This window comes from Arthrobacter burdickii (genome assembly GCF_030433645.1).
In the GTDB taxonomy this organism is placed as follows: Bacteria; Actinomycetota; Actinomycetes; order Actinomycetales; family Micrococcaceae; genus Arthrobacter_D; species Arthrobacter_D burdickii.
The window spans coordinates 949,383-969,154 of sequence record NZ_JAROCG010000001.1 but is presented as its reverse complement, the minus strand read 5'-3'; the positions used below and the strand labels follow the sequence as shown (position 1 = coordinate 969,154).

General features: G+C 69.4%; 18 protein-coding genes. 10 read left to right on the top strand and 8 right to left on the bottom strand.

Annotation, left to right across the window (positions count from 1 at the left end):
• Positions 1-567, bottom strand: a complete 567-nt coding sequence (locus P5G52_RS04505; RefSeq protein WP_301225068.1) for a dihydrofolate reductase family protein — start codon at positions 565-567, stop codon at positions 1-3.
• A gap of 448 nt (positions 568-1,015) precedes the next feature.
• On the opposite strand from P5G52_RS04505, the gene P5G52_RS04500 reads away from it, so the two are divergent.
• From P5G52_RS04500 to P5G52_RS04470, 7 genes are all read left to right on the top strand, one after another.
• Positions 1,016-2,059, top strand: coding sequence for an AAA family ATPase (locus tag P5G52_RS04500; protein WP_301225066.1), 1,044 nt, complete (start codon positions 1,016-1,018; stop codon positions 2,057-2,059).
• Positions 2,060-2,096: 37 nt separating this feature from the next.
• Complete coding sequence (locus P5G52_RS04495) at positions 2,097-2,780, top strand: GntR family transcriptional regulator (RefSeq protein ID WP_301225064.1); 684 nt, start codon at positions 2,097-2,099, stop codon at positions 2,778-2,780.
• Positions 2,781-2,916: 136 nt separating this feature from the next.
• Positions 2,917-4,380, top strand: coding sequence for a ferredoxin reductase family protein (locus tag P5G52_RS04490; protein WP_301225062.1), 1,464 nt, complete (start codon positions 2,917-2,919; stop codon positions 4,378-4,380).
• Positions 4,377-4,820, top strand: a complete 444-nt coding sequence (locus tag P5G52_RS04485; RefSeq protein WP_301225060.1) for an FMN-binding protein — start codon at positions 4,377-4,379, stop codon at positions 4,818-4,820. Before P5G52_RS04490 ends, P5G52_RS04485 begins: the two co-directional genes overlap by 4 nt.
• A gap of 111 nt (positions 4,821-4,931) precedes the next feature.
• Positions 4,932-5,456, top strand: a complete 525-nt coding sequence (locus P5G52_RS04480; RefSeq protein ID WP_301225059.1) for an FMN-binding protein — start codon at positions 4,932-4,934, stop codon at positions 5,454-5,456.
• Positions 5,453-6,259, top strand: coding sequence for an FAD:protein FMN transferase (locus P5G52_RS04475; protein ID WP_301225057.1), 807 nt, complete (start codon positions 5,453-5,455; stop codon positions 6,257-6,259). The genes P5G52_RS04480 and P5G52_RS04475 overlap by 4 nt, the downstream gene beginning before the upstream one ends.
• A 98-nt stretch (positions 6,260-6,357) precedes the next feature.
• Complete coding sequence (locus P5G52_RS04470) at positions 6,358-6,762, top strand: hypothetical protein (RefSeq protein ID WP_301225055.1); 405 nt, start codon at positions 6,358-6,360, stop codon at positions 6,760-6,762.
• 3 nt (positions 6,763-6,765) lie between these two features.
• Here P5G52_RS04470 and P5G52_RS04465 read toward each other — a convergent pair whose 3' ends face one another.
• The 7 genes from P5G52_RS04465 to P5G52_RS04435 form a co-directional block, all read right to left on the bottom strand.
• The gene (locus P5G52_RS04465) at positions 6,766-7,092 is read right to left on the bottom strand and encodes an L-rhamnose mutarotase (protein WP_087071745.1); all 327 of its coding nucleotides are present in this window, start codon (positions 7,090-7,092) and stop codon (positions 6,766-6,768) included.
• Between the two features lie 70 nt (positions 7,093-7,162).
• The gene (locus P5G52_RS04460; RefSeq protein ID WP_301225051.1) at positions 7,163-8,629 is read right to left on the bottom strand and encodes an L-fucose/L-arabinose isomerase family protein; all 1,467 of its coding nucleotides are present in this window, start codon (positions 8,627-8,629) and stop codon (positions 7,163-7,165) included.
• Positions 8,630-8,725: 96 nt separating this feature from the next.
• Positions 8,726-9,790 (bottom strand): rhamnose ABC transporter substrate-binding protein, encoded by a 1,065-nt coding sequence (rhaS, locus tag P5G52_RS04455; protein WP_301225049.1) that lies wholly within the window; start codon positions 9,788-9,790, stop codon positions 8,726-8,728.
• Between the two features lie 61 nt (positions 9,791-9,851).
• A complete protein-coding gene (locus P5G52_RS04450; RefSeq protein WP_301225047.1) occupies positions 9,852-10,952 on the bottom strand; it encodes an ABC transporter permease in 1,101 nt (366 codons plus the stop codon).
• 76 nt (positions 10,953-11,028) lie between these two features.
• Complete coding sequence (locus tag P5G52_RS04445) at positions 11,029-12,075, bottom strand: ABC transporter permease (RefSeq protein WP_301225045.1); 1,047 nt, start codon at positions 12,073-12,075, stop codon at positions 11,029-11,031.
• Positions 12,072-13,625, bottom strand: coding sequence for a sugar ABC transporter ATP-binding protein (locus P5G52_RS04440; RefSeq protein WP_301225044.1), 1,554 nt, complete (start codon positions 13,623-13,625; stop codon positions 12,072-12,074). Before P5G52_RS04440 ends, P5G52_RS04445 begins: the two co-directional genes overlap by 4 nt.
• 127 nt (positions 13,626-13,752) lie before the next feature.
• The gene (locus P5G52_RS04435; RefSeq protein ID WP_301225043.1) at positions 13,753-14,784 is read right to left on the bottom strand and encodes a LacI family DNA-binding transcriptional regulator; all 1,032 of its coding nucleotides are present in this window, start codon (positions 14,782-14,784) and stop codon (positions 13,753-13,755) included.
• A 220-nt stretch (positions 14,785-15,004) separates the two neighbouring features.
• Between P5G52_RS04435 and rhaI the strand changes: the two genes are divergently transcribed.
• The 3 genes from rhaI to P5G52_RS04420 all read left to right on the top strand — a co-directional run bounded on the left by rhaI (position 15,005) and on the right by P5G52_RS04420 (position 19,756).
• Positions 15,005-16,171 carry an L-rhamnose isomerase gene (gene rhaI / locus P5G52_RS04430; RefSeq protein WP_301225042.1) on the top strand — a complete coding sequence of 389 codons (1,167 nt, stop codon included), beginning with the start codon at positions 15,005-15,007 and terminating at the stop codon, positions 16,169-16,171.
• A 101-nt stretch (positions 16,172-16,272) separates the two neighbouring features.
• Positions 16,273-18,294, top strand: a complete 2,022-nt coding sequence (locus P5G52_RS04425) for a bifunctional aldolase/short-chain dehydrogenase (protein WP_301228645.1) — start codon at positions 16,273-16,275, stop codon at positions 18,292-18,294.
• Between the two features lies 1 nt (position 18,295).
• Complete coding sequence (locus P5G52_RS04420) at positions 18,296-19,756, top strand: rhamnulokinase (protein WP_301225041.1); 1,461 nt, start codon at positions 18,296-18,298, stop codon at positions 19,754-19,756.
• Positions 19,757-19,772: the final 16 nt, after the last annotated feature.

Below are 19,772 nucleotides of genomic sequence, written 5' to 3'. Positions count from 1 at the left end.
TCAGCGCCGCACACGGTAGCGGGAGGTGACGACGCCCGAGCCGAAGACATGGCTCCCGACGAGTTCGAGGTCCGTCCGGCGCTGGTGGCGCGGGAAGAACGGGCGCCCGCCACCGACCAGCACGGGGTGGACCCTGACCCGGTACTCGTCGATGAGGCCCAGTGCCGCCGCCTCCTCGGCGAGCGCGGCGCCCCCGATCGCGATATCTCCCTCCGCCGGCTCCGCTCGCAGGCGCTCGATCTCCTGTAACAGGCTGCCCGACGCCAGGCGGGTGTTGCTTCCGCGGACTGCAGTGAGCGAGTGGGAGAACACCACCTTCGGGAGTGGTTTCCAGAGCGCGGTCCACTCGCGGTCCGCCTCACCGATCGACGGCTCCTGGTCGGCGGTCTCCCAGTACAGCATCGTCTCGTAGAGTCGGCGGCCCAGCAGGTGGACACCGATCGTGCGGATCTCGTCGATGGCTGACCGGAAGACCTCCTCATCCGGTGTCGTAAAGTCGAATCCCCCATCCGGACCGACGATGTAGCCGTCCAGGGAGACCCCCATCGAATAGGTCACAGTGCGCATCAGTTCTCTCCTCCGTGGTAGGTCAGGACTCAGCCCCTTGCACCCGCGTCCGGTCGGGCTGCGGCTGTACTTCCACGCCAGGCTCCGTCATCAGCGCCGGATCCCTTTCCAGAAGTACAGGATCGGACCGAAGAAGTTGATCGCTATGACGGCGGCCCACCGTGCCCTTGTTGGTGTTGTCCCGGTAGGTGCTGCGCGGTCAGCCATGGGCGTCTCCCACGTCGGAGCCTGTGCACCGGAAGCGGGGTGGAGCGTCGTTCCCGGTGCGGGCGGGCGGATCCTTCGGGTGCCCATTCCACCACGGCCCGAGGTCCACCACCATGCCGCGGGTGGAGGTTTTCGGGAAGGAACAGGAGGGACAGCGCCCACCTCACGGGAGAAGGGAGTACTACAGTGAAATACCGCGGACCTTCCACTCGCGGCCCATCAGTCGCCACAGGAGAACCGCATGGCTGCCAGCCGCAATCCGCTCGAGGACCTGCGCGAAACGATCGGGCATCTGGCCGATCAGCTGAAGCTTCCCGGTTCGGAGCGGGTGGATGACCTGATGGGTGATCTCATCGGTACCCGGCCCGGGCCGGCCCGGCCGCTCTCCGAGGTGCAGGCCGAGCTCGACGCGCTGGTCGGGCTGGAAACCGTGAAGGAACAGGTGCGGGCGCTCGTTGCACTACTGCAGGTCCAGGCGCGCCGCAAGGCGCACGGGCTGCCGGAGGTGGCGACATCACAGCACCTGGTATTCCTCGGAAACCCGGGCACCGGTAAGACCACGGTGGCTCGGCTCCTGGCCGAGATGTACCGCGCGGTCGGACTGCTGCAGAAAGGCCACCTGGTCGAGGTCGACCGGTCGGGCCTGGTGGGACAGTACGTCGGTGCGACCGCCATCAAGACGGACCGGGTGATCCGGCGGGCGCTGGACGGCGTCCTGTTCATCGATGAGGCCTACGCCCTGACCCCGGAGGACGGCCGGACGGACTTCGGCCCCGAGGCGATCGAGGTCCTGCTCAAGCGGATGGAGGATCACCGCCACCGTCTGGTCGTGATCGTGGCCGGCTATCCGCGGCTGATGGAGTCGTTCCTGCTCTCCAACCCCGGCTTGCGCTCCCGGTTCGCCCGCGAGATCACCTTCCCGGACTACTCCGTCGACGCGCTCCAGACGATCTTCACCCAGATGCTGGTCCAGCACGAGTACACGCTGGAGCCCGGCGCGGAGCAGATGCTGCGCCGCGTCCTCGCCGGCCTTCACGCCGGAGAGGACTCCGGCAACGCGCGGTTCGCCCGCACACTGTTCGAGCAGGCGCTCAACCGCCAGGCACTGAGGCTGTCCCTCGACGAGGACCGGGACCTCGACGCGCTCGATCGCGACGACGTCATGACGCTCACGACGGACGACATCGTCGAGGCTGCACGAGCCCTGGGCGAGGGACCTGCGCCGGAACCCGAACCGGAACCCGAGCCGTCGCGGTGGTGGCGCTGGCTGTTCGGACCGACATGACGGACCTGGTATGGGGAAGAGCAGGAGGGACGGTCCGATGACCGAGCTGGCAGGAGCATCCGAACGGGCTGCCGTGGGCAGCAAGTCCCAGCAGGCGTACGCCGCAGTCACGGCGCGGATTGTGGACGGCACCTACCCGCCCGGGCACCGCCTCGTGCTCGCGAAGATCGCCCATGACCTCGGCGTGAGCGTGGTGCCCGTGCGTGAGGCGATCCGCCGCCTCGAAGCCGAGGGCCTGGTCACCTTCACGCGCAATGTGGGAGCGACGGTCGCGGGCATCGATCCCACCGAGTACCTCTATACGATGCAGACCCTGAGCCTCGTCGAGGGCGCGGCCACAGCGCTGTCCGCTCCCCTCATCGGCCCCGGGGACATCACCCGCGCGCGCGCGGTCAATGAGGAGATGCGGGCATGCCTGCAGCACTTCGACCCGCTGCGCTTCACCCGGCTGAACCAGGACTTCCACGCCATCCTCTTCGAGCAGTGCCCCAATCCCCACATCCTCGACCTGGTGCACCGGGGCTGGAACCGCCTGGCATCCCTGCGGTCCTCGACCTTCCGTTTCGTTCCCGGCCGCGCCCGGGAATCGGTCGAGGAACACGAGGCGCTCCTCCAGCTCATCGAGACCGGTGCGGACGCCGACGCGATCGAGCGGGCCGCCCGCCTCCACCGCGGTGCAACCCTCGACGCCTACCTGGCACACTCCGGCGCCGACCGCTAGGACCTTCCAGCGGCAGCAAGCCGGAGCCTGCAGGTGGACGGGCCGCCCAGCGGCTACAGATATCGGTTCCGGTGGTCACAGCCCGGTGCTAACGGTCACCAAGACTGCGCACAGGGTGGGTTCGTAGAACTGATGTATGACCCTCCACGACCCTTCGACCCAGGTCCCTCCCGTCACTCCGCGCCGGCTGTTGCCGCCGGCGCCCGTCGTACCGCCGACCCTGGGCCTGCCCCTCTCCGCCTACCGGCAGAGGGCACGTAGGCGGTTGCAGGCGACCGACGCCCTCACCGTCGTCCTGGCCGCGTCCGTCGCTGTTGCTGTTGCCCTCTACCTCAGCGACGGCGGAGCATCGGGCTTCGGGACGCCGTCGGGATTCCTGACGTCCCTGGGAGTGGTCGCGGGCCTCGCCGCCATGGACCTGGTGCTGGTCATGTTCCTGCTGTCGGCGAGGGTACCGGCCATCGACAGGACGATCGGGCAGGACAAGGCCCTCGCGCTCCACGGGGCGCTGGGCAAACCCATCCTCTACCTGCTGGCCGCGCATGGTGCGCTGCTGCTCCTGGGGTATGCCGCCACCGAGGGCATCAGTCCGATCACCGAAGCATTCTCGCTCTGGGCGAGCGGCCGAAACCTGCAGTGGGCGGTGGTCTCCCTGGGCCTGTTCACCCTCGTCGCCGTCACCTCCCTGGTGGCCGTCAAGCGCCGGCTCGACCAGGAGGTCTGGCATGCTATCCACCTGCTGACCTACGCTGCGGTGGCCCTCTCCATCCCGCACCAGTTCAGCCTCAGCGGACTCTTCTCGCCCGGCACCCTCCAGCGGTGGTACTGGCTGACACTGATGATCCTGACCGGCGCAGCCGTCCTGGCCTATCGGGTGCTGGTACCGCTCACCCGCTCCCTGCGTCACCAGGTGCGCATCACCCGGGTCACCGGCGTTGCCCCGGGCGTGGTCACCATCGACATGACGGGCCGGGACCTCGAACGATTGCATGCCCAGGCAGGACAGTTCTTCATCTGGCGTTTCCTCACTCCGGAACTCTGGTGGCAGCCCCACCCGTTCTCCGTCTCGGCTCCTCCGACGCGGACGTCCCTGCGCATCACGGTCCGGAACCTCGGAGCCGGCACCGCCAGGCTGATGGACATCCGCCCCGGGACGAGGGTGGCGATCGAAGGCCCGTACGGCATCTTCACCGAAGCCGCCCGCACCTCGCGCCACGTGCTCCTGGTGGGCTCGGGCATCGGCAACGCCCCGATCCGCGGGCTCCTCGAGGGCCTGACCTTCCTTCCCGGGGACGCAACGGTGATCCTCCGTGCATCCAGTCCTGCCGAGGTGTACCTCCTCGACGAGATCAGCGCCCTGTGCGAGTACCGGGGCGCGCGCCTCTTCGTCCTGACCGGCCGGCGGGCAACCGGGCACTCGTCCTGGCTGCCGGCGACGGCGGTGGGAGCGGGCTACACCCTCGCCTCCTACCTGCCGGCGGGGCAGGTTCCGGACGTGTACGTCTGCGGTCCCCTGCCCTGGACCGACCTCGTACGGCAGGACGCCCTCGACGCCGGGATCCCGGCCGGGAGCATCCACGCGGAGAAGTTCGCACTATGAGGGCCCGGGCCATCCTCGGATCGGCTGCCGCCTCCCTGTCGATCCTCGTCCTGGGCTGGCAGCTCGGCGGACAGCCTGCCACTGTCGCTGGCAGCACCACGAGCCCACCCACCGGCACCGGCACCGATGATGGGTCGCCTGCCAGTAGTGCGCTGGACACGGGGGCGGCCGCCTCCTACACGGGCACCACCAGCACGTCCCGGTACGGCTCGATCACCGTATCGATCACCGTCGAGGACGGAACGCTCACCGATGCCACCGCCGAGGTGAGCGCCGACGACGGACGGTCCAGGAGCATCAGCGCACGCGCGGTTCCCCTCCTGCGCAGCGAGGTGCTCACGGCGCAGTCGGCGGACGTGAGCATGGTCAGCGGGGCCACGTACACGTCCGAGGGCTACCTCTCCTCGCTGCAATCGGCACTCGATCAGGCAGGCCTGTGACAGGACGGCGCTGCCCCGCAACGCCTCCAGCCACGCCTCCAAGCCCTCCTGCAGAACCACCCCTGGACCTCCTGCGCGACAGGGCTCCACCTTCCCCCGAAAGGACGAACCATGAGACTCCGGGCCTTCGCTTCGGCAGTCACCATCACCACCTGCATCCTCATCGTCGGCTGGCAGCTCGGCACTTCGACCAGTGATGCGACGGCGACGACGGCCCAGGACCGCGACGGGCGCGCTGAAGGACGCATGTCCCAGGCCTTCGCCGACCGCTCCGGCCGCCCCGGGCGTGCGGGCGGGGATGGGCGCGGAGCGCGTTTCGAGGCTGCCGCCACCCCAGCTCCCTCCACCGCCCTCGACGCCTCGGACGGCACCTTCTTTGGCCCCCCGATCCCCTACCCCCGCGGGTCGGTGGAGGTCGGAGTCACAGTAGCGGACGGCGTCATCACCGACGTCGAGGCCTCACTCGTCGCCCAGAATCCGGTATCGCGGGACATCAACGGGCAGGTGGCACCCCTGCTCCGGAACGCCGTCCTCACCACGCAGACCAGCGACATCACCATGATCAGCGGGGCGACCTACACGTCCGAGGCGTACGCCGCCTCGCTGCAGGCCGCCCTCGACCAGGCCACACCATGACGGCCGCGACCCCGGAGACCCCCGCCGGCAGTCCTTCTGACAGTCCGGCTGACAGTCCGGCCGACAGCCCAGCCGCCGGACCCGCCGCCGTCTTCCGGACGATGGGCACGGTCGTGAGTTTCCGCGCCCCCCTGGCGGTGCGGGCCGCCTTCACGGCAGACCTCCAGCAGGTCTTCCGGGAGCACGACGAGCGCTTCAGCCTGTACCGGCCCGACTCCGAACTGAGCAGGGTCGCCGCAGGCCACCTCGCGCTGTCCCGCAGCTCGGAAGAGCTCCGGGACATGTACGCCCTTGCGGTGGAATGGCGCAACGCCACCGGGAGCCTGTTCCAACCGAACGCGCCGGACGGCCGGCTGGACCTCAACGGCGTCGTCAAGGCCGACGCGATCCACCGCGCCGGGATGTTCCTGGAGCAGCAGGGGGTGACGGACTGGTCGCTGAACTGCGGCGGCGACATCCTGTGCAGCGGCCTCCAGTCCCCCGGAGTCCCATGGACCATCGGCATCGCCGACCCCGCCGATCGCACGGCCCTGGTCGCCACGGTGGCGACCTCACCTACCCGCAGGGCGATCGCCACCTCCGGGACCAGCGAACGCGGACAACACATCTGGCCCCGAACGCGCCGGGAGGCGGGAGCGCCCCTCGACCAGGTCACCGTCGCCGCAGCCGACATCCTCACCGCCGACGTGCTCGCCACCGCTATCTGTGCCGGAGGCTCCGGCAGCATCCGGGACCTCGCGGAACGGTTCGGCGTCGACGTATGGGCGATCGACGGCGACCGCCAGCTGATCCGGACGCCCTGAACGAGGATCGGCCCCGGCTCGGCCGATGCCGCGGGTGGCTCGTCACCGGGGCGCATCGCCGTCGTGGTGCGAAGCTCCCCTCCCGCTAGGCTCCACTCATGACACGATCCTCCGGCACCCGATCCCTCCGACGAACGGCCGGAGTCGCGGCCCTCCTGCTGGGGGTGGTCTCTGCGTTCCAGGCGGCACTGGCGGGAGGAGCGCCGTGGGGCTCGGCCGCCTACGGCGGCTACCACCGCGGCACACTGCCGGCCAGGTTCCGGGCGAGCAGCGCTGCCTCGTCGCTGGCCTACCTCGCCCTCGCCCTCGTCACGGTGGGCGGGCGCCCGGGGACGACGGCGAAGCGCCGGATCCTCAATGGCTCCGCGGGCCTGATGGGGGTGGGCACGGTGATGAACCTGGCCTCGCGGTCCCGCGTCGAACGCCTGCTGTGGACACCCGTTGCAGGGGCGCTCGCATTTACCCTGCTGCGCGTGGCCCGGAACCTGCCGGACCGGGCATAACCCCTACAGCTGGTCCTCGAGGTGGAAGACCTCCTCGAGCCGGAGGAAACCCTCGTCGGGCCGACCGTCGAGCGCGACGAAGAACGGCGCCATGTCCGCCTGCCACCGCGCATTGACCTCGGTCCCGGCCATGGCTGCCTGGGAGGCGGCGAAGTCCTCGCACTCCACGTAGCCGATCAGCAGGCCGTCCGGACGCAGGAACAGCGAGTAGTTGTTCCATCCCGTCTCCTTGAGCGCCCGCGCCATGTCCGGCCAGATCGCGGCGTGGCGCTCGCGGTACTCGGGGATCCGCTCGGGCCGGACCTGCAGCTGGAAACACACGCGTTCCATCGATTGTCGTTCCTTTCGGAGGGGTGATGCCGGAGGGGTGATGTCGGAGGGTGATGTCAGAGGGGTGGTATCAGAGGCTGACGTGGCGGTGTTCGACGCCGAGGAGGGACGCTGCCGCCTTCACGTCGGCGGCGCGGTGCCCCACACAGAGCGCCCAGTGGTGGCCGATGCCGGTCTGGCTCCAGGCGTCCACCCACAGGCCGGGGTCTCCCCCGAAGTCCACGCGCGACGTCGTGTTGCCGATGGCCAGCAGCGGACCGGGGACCACGGTCCCCTCGGACGTGATGAAGACGTAGGAGCCGTCCGGGTCCTGTCCGATGCCGAAGGTCGTGACCGGCCCGTGCCGCACGTCGAACTCGACCGAGACGCCCCAGCCGCGCTTGCCGTGATACACCCCGAGTCCGCGCAGCAGCGGGTCGGCGGCGCTGACGGCGAGGTGGGCCGGGCCGTCGTGGCCCATCTCCACCACGTTGTCGAAGAAGTTCAGTGCCTGGATCTCGGTGAAGGACCCACCCGCTCCCATGGCCTGCGCCGCCAGCATGGCGATCGACGTCCGCAGCTCGTACTCGCCGGCCATCGGCACGCCGCGCGCGGTGAGGATCGAGGCGCCGAGGATCATGCCCGCCCCGAGACGCTCATGCTGCTCGCCCGCGAGCCCGCGGTGGTAGTAGGCGAGGGAATCGAGGTCGAATTCCGCCACGAGCCGGTCGAGCCCCACGGAGACCTGGGCGCCCCAGGCGAAGTCCTCGTCGTTCACCGACTCGTCCACGGTGAAGAGGTTCCGGGCGAGGGCCACGCGCTCGCGCACCTGCTCCTCCGTCACCTCGCCCACGAACTCGCGCAGGTCGTCGAATTCGAGGACCTCGACGTGGGAGCCGAACGTCGTCGACACCGTGGTGAGGTCGGTGGAGACATCGAGCATGCCGGGATACACGTGGCCCATGAGCCCGTGGCGTGCGTGCCGCAGCCTGCCGCGGACCCCTGCCGCGTGGACCCACGTGTTGATGCGCTCCCAGGCCGATTCCTGCTTCAGGTGGCCGGACACGGAGCGGAACGGGATGCCGGCCCGCTGGAAGACGTTGGCTACCTCGGGCACCGGGCACTGGCCGCAGTAGGCGAGCCATTTGCCGGTGTCGAAGTTCGCGTGGTCCATGGCCTCGGTGGGCTGGAGGTCGATCACGAGGACCGGCGTCTGCGACCGCTGGGCGATCGGCAGCACCATCGAGGATGTCAGGTACGTGGTGAGGAAGATGACGATCAGGTCGCAGTCCGCGCGGCGGAGCTCCTCCGCCGCGGAGGCCGCCTCGCGGGCATCGGACACGAACCCGACGTCGGTCACCTCGGCGTCGAGCCGGTTGAACCGTTCCGTCACATAGCGGGCCGACTCCTGCAGCTGCGGAAGGAGGTCGGGGAACTGGGGCCAGTAGGCGCCGAGGCCGCCCGAGACGAGCCCGAGGCGGGTGGGCCGGCGGCGGATCGGCTCGAGCAGGCCGGACAGGGCCGGCGGGGCGGACCCGGCGGGAGGATCGGTGGTCATGGATGCTCCTCGAACAACAGGTGCGACGACGGATGGAACAGGTGGAAGACAAGCGGAAAGGGCGGGACGCCTGAGGGCGCCCCGCCCCTGGGACGACTAGAAGTCGTAGTCGTCGATGTTGTCCGCGTTGAACTGCGTGGGCGGACCGACCAGGACGATCCCGCCGTCGCCGACCTCACGCTCGCCGAGTTCCCCGGCTTCGAAGGTGTCACCGGTCTCGCCGGTGATGTCGCCGTCGGCCAGTGCCTTGCCGGCGAATGCCGCAACGTATCCGAGCTGTGCCGGATCCCAGAGCGCGAACTCGGTGACGGTGCCGTCCTTGACGAACGGGCGCATCTCGTTCGGCAGGCCCAGGCCCGTGAGGGCGACCTTGCCCTTGTACTCCGAGGTGGAGAGGTAGCGGGCGGTGGCCGCGATGCCGACCGTGGTGGGCGAGATGATGCCCTTCAGGTCCGGGTAGGCCTGCAGGAGTCCCTGTGCTTCCTGGAAGGACTTTGTGTCGTCGTCGTCGCCGTACACCTTCGCCACGAGCTCGATGTCCGCGTAGTCCGGGTTGGACTCCAGTTCCTCCTCCATGAACTTGATCCACTCGTTCTGGTTGGTGGCGTTGGCCGTGGCCGAGAGGATGGCGATCTCGCCCTTTCCACCGATCTGCTCCGAGATCAGCTCGAGCTGGATCAGGGCCACGTCCTTGGCGTTGACCTGGCTGACGAAGAGGTCGCGATAGTCGGGGTTGGTGTCCGAGTCGAACGCCACGATCTTCGCGCCCGCCGCGCGGGCTTCCTCGAGGGCGGGGCCGACGGCGTCGGGGTCGTTCGCGGCGATGACGATCACGTTGGTGCCGCGCTGGGTCTCGGCGTTGATGAAGGACACCTGGCTCGAGGCGCTGGCGTCCAGCGGCCCGACGACCTCCGAGGAGGCGAAGCCCGCTTCCTTCGCGCCGTCCTCGCCGCCGCCCAGTACCACGTCGGTGTAGGGGTTGTTGAGCTGCTTGGGGATGAAGGTGATGGTCTGGTCGCCCTCGGACCCGCTGCCGGACTCGCTGCCGCTGCCTTCGGTGGCCGCACCGCCGCCGCAGGCGCTGAGGATCAGGGCTGCGCTGGTTGCGAGGGCTGCGAATGCCGCCCGTCGTCCGGTGGATCCGGAATGGATGAACCTCATTGTTTCTTCCTTTCGATGGGCGCTGGGGACCCGGCGCCGGGTGCAACCCTAGGAGGACGGCCTAGGGAAGTGGAGCAGTGCGGACACGCCGGGAGTGGCGGGCCTGCTTGATGGCGGACGCGATGTTCGGCGCCACCACCGAGATGATGAGCAGCGAGCCCGTCACGATGATGAGGACCACTTCGGAGACGCGGTCCAGTTTGAGGGCGTAGTTGATGGTGCCGATCAGCAGCACCCCGGCGAGGACGCCCGGGATGGAGCCCTTGCCGCCGAAGATCGAGACGCCCCCGAGCAGCACCGCCGCGATGACGGCGAGTTCGAGGCCGCTCGCGTTGTCGCTGCGGGCACTGGAGTAGCGGAGGGTCCAGTAGATGCCGGCGAGCGCGGACACGGTGCCGGTGGCCAGGTACAGCAGGAACTTGGAGCGGGCGACGTCGATGCCGACGAACGTCGCCGCTTCCTTGCTGTAGCCGAGGGCGAAGAGCCCGCGGCCGAACGGGGTGAAGTGCAGGACGACGGCGAAGGCGATGATGAGCAGGACGACGCCGACCATGACCGTGGGGATGCCTGTTCCGCCGATCTTCGAGGTGAAGAAGGCCGTGAGGCCCGGCGGGAAGTTCGCTACCGCGTTGTCGCCGATGACCACGAGGGCGAGGCCGCGGAAGAGCGCCAGCGTGCCGATGGTGACGGCGAGGGACGGTAGGCCGAGGTAGGCGATGAGCACCCCGTTGAAGGCGCCGGCGACGAGGCCGGCCAGCACGCAGATCACCAGGACGAGGCCGATGTTCATGCCTCCCTGCCAGAGGACTCCCATGAGGGCGCTCGTGAGGCCCGCGATGCTGGCGACCGAGAGGTCGATCTCCCCCGAGATGATGACGAGCGTCATCGGCAGTGCGATGAGCAGGGTGGGGATCACGTCGAGGAGGAGGAACCCGACCGTGACCGGGGAGGCGAAGCGCGGGATCACGATGCTCGCGTAGATCACGACGACGAGCAGCACGTAGATCATGACGGCGTCGCGCCCGAGCAGGATCCGCGCGGCACCCGTGCGGCCCTTGGGTACGGCCAGCACCTTCGAGGTGTCGGTCTTGCCCGCGCCCGGTCGTGCCTGCTTCGGGCGCTTCTCGACCCCCTGGCTGGTGCTTCCAGGTGTTCCTGCCATGTGCCTGCCTTTCGCTGGGGAGCCGTTGTCCGGCCGGTGCCCTTCGGGCGGGAGGATGGTTGGGGCGCCTGAGGGATCAGACATTGCGGGCCTCCGCGATCCGGAGTTTCCTGGCCGACCGAACGCTGGCGATGCGGTCGATGACGACGGCGGCGAGGATGAGGATGCCCACGATGGCCTGCTGCCAGAACTTGTCGACGCGCAGCGCCGTCAGTGCACTCGTGATGGTGGTCAGGAGCAGGGCGCCGACGGCGGCCCCGAAGACCGTGCCGCTGCCGCCGAAGATCGCGACGCCGCCCACCACCGCGGCGGCGACGACGTCGAGCTCGAGACCCGACCCCGTCGTCGCGCCCACCGAGTTGAAGCGGCTGGCGTACAGCACGCCGGCGAGCCCGGCCAGGAGCCCGTTCACCACGAAGGCGAGCAGGACGCGGCGCTGGACGGGGATGCCGAACAGCCGGGCCGCGTCGGGCTCGGACCCGATGGCGTACAGGTCGCGTCCCGGGCGGGTGCCGAGCATGTACACGGCGACGATCGCGACGACGACCACCGCGATCAGCGTGATGACCGGGAACCCGAGGACCGTGTCGACGGAGAGGTTGCCGAAGGCCTCGGGCCGGTCACCGGCGAAGTACTGCGTGCCGCCGGCCCAGGCGTTGCTGATGCCGCGGAAGATGTAGAGGGTCCCGAGCGTGATGACGAGGGCCGGAACCTTCGCGATGGTGATGAGCAGGCCGTTGAGGGCCCCGAGGGCCGCGCCGAAGAGCATGCCCAGCAGGAACACGGCGACGATCGGCAGGTCCGGTGCGGCCACGAAGATGCTGCCCGTCCCGAACGCCACGAGTCCGAGGATCGAACCGACGGAGAGGTCGATGTTCCGCGTGATGATCACGAGGGTCTGGCCGACGGCGAGGATCATGAGGATGGTCGCGTTCAGCAGCAGGTCCTTGATGCCCTGCTCGCTGAGGAAGAGCGGGTTGAGCGCCCAGGTCACCGCGACCAGCACCACGAGGGCGAAGATCACGGGGAGTTCGCGGAACTTCATCAGAGACGCGAGCGCCGAGGGCCGTGCGTGCTCGGACGGGGTATGTGCGGGGGCCGCACTCTTGCTGTCGAGGCTCATCGCGTTGTCTCCAGGGATGCGGTTGCGGCGTGCATGACGGTTTCGGCCGTGGCGTCCGAGCGGTCCAGCCTGCCCGTGATGCGGCCCTCGCGCATGACCAGGACGCGGTCGGCCATGCCGAGCACCTCGGGCAGCTCGGAGGAGATCATCAGGATCGCGATCCCCCGCCCGGCGAGTTCGGAGATCAGGCGGTGGACCTCGCTCTTGGTGCCGACGTCGATGCCGCGCGTGGGCTCGTCGATGATGAGGAGCTTCGGGTCCGTGGCGAGCCACTTCGCGAGGACCACCTTCTGCTGGTTGCCGCCCGACAGGGTGGAGACGGCGTGCTCGGGCGAGCCCGCCTTCACCTGCAGCCGCTTGCCCCAGGTCTGGGCAGCGTCGCGCTCGGCCCTGCCGCTGATGAGTCCGAACCGCGCGAGCGAATGCCGCAGGGTCAGGGCCGCGTTGCGTTCCACGGAGAGCTCCATGACGAGGCCCTGCTTGCGGCGGTCCTCGGGGACGAAGCCGATGCCGGCGTCGATCGCCGCCCGGGGGTCCTTCCCGCGCAGCCGCTGCCCGAACATCTCGACGGTGCCCGACTCGTACCGGTCGATGCCGAAGACGGCGCGTGCCACTTCGGTGCGGCCCGCGCCCACGAGCCCGGACAGCGCGACGATCTCGCCGGCCCGCACCTCGAAGTCGATGTCGTGGAACACGCCCGGCCGCGTCAGCCCGCTCACCTTCAGGACGACGTCGCCGACGTCCGTCTCGCTCTTGGGGAACAGGGCGTCGATGTCCCGGCCCACCATCTCGCGGACGATCGCCTCGACCGACGTCGCCCCCGTCTCGTGGGTGGCGATGTACGTGCCGTCGCGCATGACGGTGATGCGGTCGCACAGGCCGAAGACCTCGTCGAAGCGGTGCGAGATGAAGAGGATGCCGCTGCCGGCATCGCGCAGGCGGCGGGCGACGGCGAACAGGCGGTCCACCTCGACGCCGCTGAGGGCGGCGGTGGGCTCGTCCATCACCAAGACGCGGGCGTCCAGCGAGATGGCCTTGGCGATCTCGATGATCTGCTGGTCGGCGATCGACAGTCCCTCCGCCACGCGGTCGGGATCGATGGGGACGCCGAGCTGATCGAAGAGCTCCTTCGCCCGGCGGCGCATCTCCACGCGGCTGATGAGGCCGAACCGGCCCTTGGGCTGGCGTCCGATGAAGATGTTCTCGGCGACCGTGAGGTCTGGGAAGAGCGTGGGCTCCTGGTAGATGACCGAGATGCCGGCAGCCTTGCTTTCGGCGACGTTGCGGAAGCTGACGGGCTGCCCTGCGACGAGGAATTCGCCGGCGTCGGGCTGGTGCACGCCGGCGAGGATCTTCACCAGCGTGGATTTCCCGGCGCCGTTCTCCCCCACCAGGGCGTGGACCTCGCCGGCCGCGAGGTCGATGGTCCCGTCCGCGAGGGCGACGACCGGGCCGAACGTCTTCAGGGCCCCCCGCAGGGTCAGCACGGGAGTCCTTGCCGGTATGGCCGGGTCGGCGGCCTCACTGCCACGACCATCAAAGTGCGTCACTGCAACTCCTCAGGAGAAATGAATCGTTTCAGAGCTACGATCCATTCCGAATACTAGGCGTGACCTCCATCACCGTCAACAGGCCGAGATCGAGTTGTTACCTCGGCTGCCGGAGCAGTCAAAGTCCTTAGCCGACAGCGCGGATCGGCGCCGTCGTACTGCCGCGCTCCACGAGTTCCGGGTCGAAGATGACCTGCCGTCGCCGTGAGGCCGGACCCTCGATCTCCTCGAGGAGGAGTTCGACGGCAGTGCGTCCCATGAGTTCGGTCGGCTTGCGGACGCTCGTCAGGGGCACCACGGCCGAGGCGGAGAAATCGATGTCGTCGTAGCCGATGAGGGCCAGGTCCTCGGGGATCCGGAGTCCCCGGATCAGCAGGACCGCCTGCATGACACCGATCGCGAGGAGGTCGTTGGCACAGAAGATGCCGTCGGGGAGTGCACCCGGCCGGCGCTGCGCAATCGCTTCCCCCACGTCCCTGCCCGCGAGGACGGTCATGGCATCGGCCTCGACCACTTCGAGCACCGCGCCGTCGTGTTCGTCGACCGCCTGCCGGGCACCCGCCAGCCGGTCCGCCACCTGGCGGTAGTCCGCCCGGGTCCCGACGAACACGATCCGCCGGCGCCCTGCCTCGAGCAGATGCCGCACGGCCATGTAGCCGCCCGCGACGTCGTCCACGGACACGGAACTGCAGCGGCGCTGCGGGTCGACGCGGTCGACCAGCACCACGGGCATGCCGCGCTTGCGCAGCGCCTCGACACGGGGCCCCACGTCCCCGACGGGCGAGATCAGCATGCCCTGCACTCGCTGCTGCTCGAAGACGTCGATGTACCTCGCTTCGCGTTCAGGATCCTGGCCGCTGTCCCCGAGCACCACGGTGCTGCCGTTCTCGGCGGCGCAGTCCTCCGCCGCCCTGGCGAGGGAGGAGAAGAACGGGTTGCCGACGTCGAGCACGATCAGGCCGATCGTGCGGCTCTGGCCCGCCCTCAGTTGACGGGCGGCATCGTTGCGGACGAAGCCGAGCGCGTCGATCGCACCCTGCACGCGCTCCCGGGTGGCGGCGGAGACGCGTGCGGGGTGGTTCAGCACGTTGGACACCGTGCCGATCGCCACACCCGCCCGGTCCGCAACGTCCTTGATGCTGACTGGTCGACTCTCCATCGGTACCTCGAAGCTCGTGTCCGGCGCCGGACGGGGCCGGCGGCAGGACTGTTGACACTCGGTCTTCTGCAAGGATAACTTTGAAACGTGCCAATGAAACGATTCAAAGGCGCACCAGTTCTGCGCCCTCCTCCCGGGTTCCGCCGGGGCACAGGAAGTCCGCTGAGAAACCCCCGCCCGGAGTGGAAGCACCCGGTCGCCACCACGCTGGAGAGAGTACATGACTGTCATCGACGACATCGCTGCGGAGCTGGATCAGCTCGCCATCGAGGTGCCCTCCTGGGCCTACGGAAATTCCGGAACACGCTTCAAGGTCTTCGCGACCCCTGGCACGCCCCGCACGGTCGAGGAGAAGATCGCTGATGCGGCCATGGTCAACAAACTGACGGGCCTCGCTCCCAGCGTGGCCCTCCACATCCCGTGGGACAAGGTGGACGACTACGGGAACCTGGCGTCCTTCGCGGGTGAGCACGGCATGAAGCTCGGCACCATCAACAGCAACACGTTCCAGGACGACGACTACAAGTTCGGCAGCCTGACGCACAGCGACGCCGCGGTGCGGAACAAGGCCATCGACCACATGTACGAATGCATCGAGGTCATGAACGTCACCGGTTCACGTGACCTGAAGATCTGGCTCGCGGACGGCTCCAACTACCCGGGCCAGGCCGACATGCGCTCCCGCCAGGACTGGCTGCAGGACTCCCTGCGGAAGGTGTACGACCGCCTCGGCGAGGACCAGCGCCTGGTCCTCGAGTACAAGTTCTTCGAGCCGGCGTTCTACCACACGGACGTCCCCGACTGGGGCACCTCCTACGCCCACTGCCTGCAGCTCGGCGAGAAGGCCCTCGTCTGCCTCGACACCGGACACCACGCACCCGGAACGAACATCGAGTTCATCGTGGCGCAGCTGATCCGGCTCGGGAAGCTCGGCTCCTTCGACTTCAACTCGCGCTTCTACGCCGACGACGACCTCATCGTCGGTGCCGCGGATCCGTTCCAGCTGTTCCGGATCATGGCCGAGGTGGTCCGCGGCGGCGGCCTCGACCCGTCCAGCGGCATCGCACTCATGCTCGACCAGTGCCACAACCTGGAGGAGAAGATCCCCGGCCAGATCCGCTCCGTGCTGAACGTGCAGGAGATGACGGCGCGGGCCCTGCTCATCGACCGTGCCGCGCTGACCGCGGCGCAGGAGTCCGGCGACGTGCTGGGCGCCAACGCCATCCTGATGGATGCCTTCTACACCGATGTCCGGCCCGGACTCGCGCAGTGGCGTGAGTCCAAGGGCCTCCCGGCGGATCCGCTGGCCGAGTACCGGGCCAGCGGCTACCAGGACCGGATCAACAGCGAACGACAGGGCGGCCAGCAGGCCGGATGGGGAGCATGACAGTGACCACGGCAGGAAACACCACGACGATAGGGCCCGCGACCAGCACCCCAACGAACGGCCCGACGAACGGCCCGACGAACCCGACGGTCAATCAGACCGTGCAGGACCTCATCGGGCGCTCCAACCGGCTCGGAGCCGACAAGCGCAACACGAACTACGCCGGCGGCAACACCTCGGCGAAGGGCACCGGCTTCGACCCGGCCACCGGCGAGGACGTGGAACTCCTCTGGGTCAAGGGCTCCGGTGGTGACCTCGGGACCCTGAAGGAGTCCGGGCTCGCCGTCCTGCGGCTCGACCGCATGAAGGCCCTCCGCTCCGTCTACCCGGGGGTGGAGCGTGAGGACGAGATGGTCGCGGCCTTCGACTACACACTGCACGGCAAGGGCGGTGCAGCGCCGTCCATCGACACGGCCATGCACGGCCTCGTCGATGCCGCCCACGTCGACCACCTGCACCCCGACTCGGGCATCGCGATCGCGACGGCCGCGGACGGCGAGGCACTGACCTCCACGATCTTCGGCTCGAAGGTCGTCTGGGTGCCCTGGCGCCGGCCCGGTTTCCAGCTCGGACTCGACATCGCCGCCATCAAGGAAGCCAACCCGCAGGCCATCGGCACGATCCTCGGCGGCCACGGCATCACCGCGTGGGGTGACACCTCCGCCGAGGCCGAGGCGAACTCGCTGGAGATCATCGAGACGGCCGAACGCTACATCGCCGAGCACGGCAAGGCCGAGCCCTTCGGCCCCGCCCTCGAGGGCTACGCGGCACTGCCCGAGCAGGAGCGCCGGGCCAAGGCCGCTGCCCTCGCCCCGACCATCCGCGGGCTCGCCTCCACGGACAAGGCCCAGGTGGGCCACTTCACCGACGACCCCCGCGTCCTCGATTTCCTGGCCTCCTCCGCGCACCCGCGCCTCGGCGCGCTCGGGACGAGCTGCCCGGACCACTTCCTGCGCACCAAGGTCAAGCCGCTCATCCTCGACCTCCCGGCGGAAGCCGACATCGAGAGCTGCCTGCTGCGCCTGCGCGAACTGCACGCCGAGTACCGGACGGACTACGCCGCGTACTACGAGCGCCACGCGACACCGGAGTCCCCTGCCATGCGCGGCGCGGACCCGGCGATCGTGCTGGTACCCGGCGTGGGCATGTTCTCCTTCGGGGCGAACAAGCAGACCGCCCGCGTCGCCGGGGAGTTCTACCTGAACGCCATCAACGTGATGCGCGGCGCCGAGGCCATCTCGACCTACTCCCCCATCGAGGAGAGCGAGAAGTTCCGCATCGAGTACTGGGCCCTCGAGGAGGCCAAGCTCGCGCGGATGCCGAAGCCGAAGTCCCACGCCGGGCGCATCGCCCTGGTGACGGGAGCGGCGTCGGGCATCGGCAAGGCCATCGCCACGCGGCTCGCCGCCGAAGGCGCCTGCGTGGTCATCGCGGACCTCAACATCGACAGCGCCGGCGCCGTGGCGGAGGAGCTCGGCGGCCCCGACGTCGCCCTCGGCGTGCAGGCGGACGTCACGGACCCGGCCCAGGTGCAGGAAGCCGTGCAGGCAGCCGTGCTGGCCTTCGGTGGACTCGACCTCGTGGTGAACAACGCGGGACTGTCCATCTCCAAGCCCCTCCTCGAGACCACCGAGAAGGACTGGGACCTGCAGCACAACGTCATGGCGAAGGGCTCCTTCCTCATGTCGCAGGCCGCCGCGAAGGTCCTGATCGAGCAGGACATGGGCGGGGACATCATCTACATCTCCTCCAAGAACTCCGTGTTCGCGGGCCCCAACAACATCGCCTACAGCGCCACCAAGGCCGACCAGGCACACCAGGTACGCCTGCTCGCCGCGGAACTGGGCGAATACGGTGTCCGCGTCAACGGCATCAACCCCGACGGCGTCGTCCGCGGCTCCGGCATCTTCGCCGGCGGCTGGGGCGCCAAGCGGGCCGCCGTCTACGGCGTGGAGGAGGAGAAGCTGGGCGAGTACTACGCGCAGCGCACCCTGCTCAAGCGCGAGGTGCTCCCGGAGAACGTCGCGAACGCCGTCGCCGTCCTGACGTCCGCCGAACTCTCGCACACCACGGGCCTGCACATCCCCGTGGACGCGGGCGTGGCCGCGGCGTTCCTGCGCTGACATGGGCGTTGGTTCTGGAGCCGTCTTCGCCGCCGTCGACATCGGGGCATCCTCCGGACGCGTGATCCTCGGGAAGCTGACGGACGACGGTCCCGAACTGGTGACGGTGCACCGCTTCCCCAACGGCGCGCAGTTCCTCGGGGGTGCCCTGCGCTGGGACGTCGAGGCACTGTTCACCGAGGTGGTCGCCGGACTCGCGACCGCCGCGGACACGGCGGCGCGGGCCGGGGACACCGTCACGAGCATCGGGATCGACACCTGGGCGGTGGACTACGGGCTGGTCGACGCCTCCGGCACGCTCCGGCACCTGCCGTTCAGCTACCGCGACGCCCGCACCGAGGCGACCATCGGCGTGGTGCACGCCGCCCTGCCGCCGGAACGGCTGTACGCGCGCACCGGGCTGCAGTTCCTGCCCTTCAACACGCTGTACCAGCTGGCGGCGGAGCGGTCGCTGGCCGGGGTGCAGGCACTGCTCATCCCGGACCTGCTCGCCTACCGGCTGACCGGCGCGCGCTGCACCGAGGCCACCAACGCGTCCACCACGGGGCTGCTCGACGCCGGGACGGGCACGTGGGCGGAGGACCTCTTCGCCCCGCTCGGGCTGGCACCCGACCTGTTCCCGCCGCTCGTGGAACCGGGCACGGTGGTCGGCCGGCTGCTGCCCGCGGTCGCCGCGGCGGCGGGACTCCCCGCGTCCACCGCCGTCGTCGCCGTCGGTTCCCACGACACCGCCTCCGCCGTCGCCGCCGTCCCCGCCGACTCGCCCCACTTCGCCTACATCTCGTCCGGTACCTGGTCGCTCGTCGGCGTCGAACTCGACGCGCCGATCCTCACGGACGAGAGCCGCGCGGCGAACTTCACGAACGAGCGCGGCGTCGACGGGACCATCCGCTACCTCCGCAACACGGGCGGCCTCTGGCTCCTGCAGGAATGCCTGCGGGAGTGGAGCATCGAGGGGCCCGAGCCGGACCTCGTCGGGCTGCTCGCGGCCGCCGCGACGCTACCGGCCGGCGGACCGACCATCGACGCGGACAGCAACGACTTCCTCGCCCCGGACGGGATGCCGGGCAGGATCCGCCGGGCAGCCGAAGCTGCAGGGCATGCGGCACCGTCATCGCGGGAAGCGGTGGTCCGGTGCATCCTGGACAGCCTCGCGGATGCCTACGCCCGCACCCTGCACGACGCCGCCCGGCTGTCCGGTCACCGCATCGACGTCATCCACGTGGTCGGCGGCGGGTCGCAGAACGCCCTGCTGTGCCAGCTGACCGCGGACCGGACCGGCCTGCCCGTCCTCGCGGGCCCCGTGGAAGCGACCGCGCTCGGCAACATCCTCGTCCAGGCACGTGCAGCCGGGCTCCTGGCTGCCGGTCCTGGCCTTGCCGGGATCCGGGCAGCGGCGCGGGCTGCGGCCCGGACCGTGCGGTACGAGCCCGCGGACGCGGCACTGTCCCCAGCGAGGTAACCGCGTAACGTGCGGC

Excerpts from the sequence above, each read along its gene's own strand:
- P5G52_RS04450 (WP_301225047.1), bottom strand. The coding sequence starts at position 10,952 with ATGGCAGGAACACCTGGAAGCACCAGCCAGGGGGTCGAGAAGCGCCCG.
- P5G52_RS04460 (WP_301225051.1), bottom strand. The coding sequence starts at position 8,629 with ATGACCACCGATCCTCCCGCCGGGTCCGCCCCGCCGGCCCTGTCCGGC.
- P5G52_RS04485 (WP_301225060.1), top strand. The coding sequence starts at position 4,377 with ATGAGGGCCCGGGCCATCCTCGGATCGGCTGCCGCCTCCCTGTCGATC.
- P5G52_RS04420 (WP_301225041.1), top strand. The coding sequence starts at position 18,296 with ATGGGCGTTGGTTCTGGAGCCGTCTTCGCCGCCGTCGACATCGGGGCA.
- P5G52_RS04480 (WP_301225059.1), top strand. The coding sequence starts at position 4,932 with ATGAGACTCCGGGCCTTCGCTTCGGCAGTCACCATCACCACCTGCATC.
- P5G52_RS04470 (WP_301225055.1), top strand. The coding sequence starts at position 6,358 with ATGACACGATCCTCCGGCACCCGATCCCTCCGACGAACGGCCGGAGTC.
- P5G52_RS04500 (WP_301225066.1), top strand. The coding sequence starts at position 1,016 with ATGGCTGCCAGCCGCAATCCGCTCGAGGACCTGCGCGAAACGATCGGG.
- P5G52_RS04475 (WP_301225057.1), top strand. The coding sequence starts at position 5,453 with ATGACGGCCGCGACCCCGGAGACCCCCGCCGGCAGTCCTTCTGACAGT.
- P5G52_RS04495 (WP_301225064.1), top strand. The coding sequence starts at position 2,097 with ATGACCGAGCTGGCAGGAGCATCCGAACGGGCTGCCGTGGGCAGCAAG.
- P5G52_RS04465 (WP_087071745.1), bottom strand. The coding sequence starts at position 7,092 with ATGGAACGCGTGTGTTTCCAGCTGCAGGTCCGGCCCGAGCGGATCCCC.
- rhaS (WP_301225049.1), bottom strand. The coding sequence starts at position 9,790 with ATGAGGTTCATCCATTCCGGATCCACCGGACGACGGGCGGCATTCGCA.
- P5G52_RS04435 (WP_301225043.1), bottom strand. The coding sequence starts at position 14,784 with ATGGAGAGTCGACCAGTCAGCATCAAGGACGTTGCGGACCGGGCGGGT.
- P5G52_RS04445 (WP_301225045.1), bottom strand. The coding sequence starts at position 12,075 with ATGAGCCTCGACAGCAAGAGTGCGGCCCCCGCACATACCCCGTCCGAG.
- P5G52_RS04505 (WP_301225068.1), bottom strand. The coding sequence starts at position 567 with ATGCGCACTGTGACCTATTCGATGGGGGTCTCCCTGGACGGCTACATC.
- rhaI (WP_301225042.1), top strand. The coding sequence starts at position 15,005 with ATGACTGTCATCGACGACATCGCTGCGGAGCTGGATCAGCTCGCCATC.
- P5G52_RS04490 (WP_301225062.1), top strand. The coding sequence starts at position 2,917 with ATGACCCTCCACGACCCTTCGACCCAGGTCCCTCCCGTCACTCCGCGC.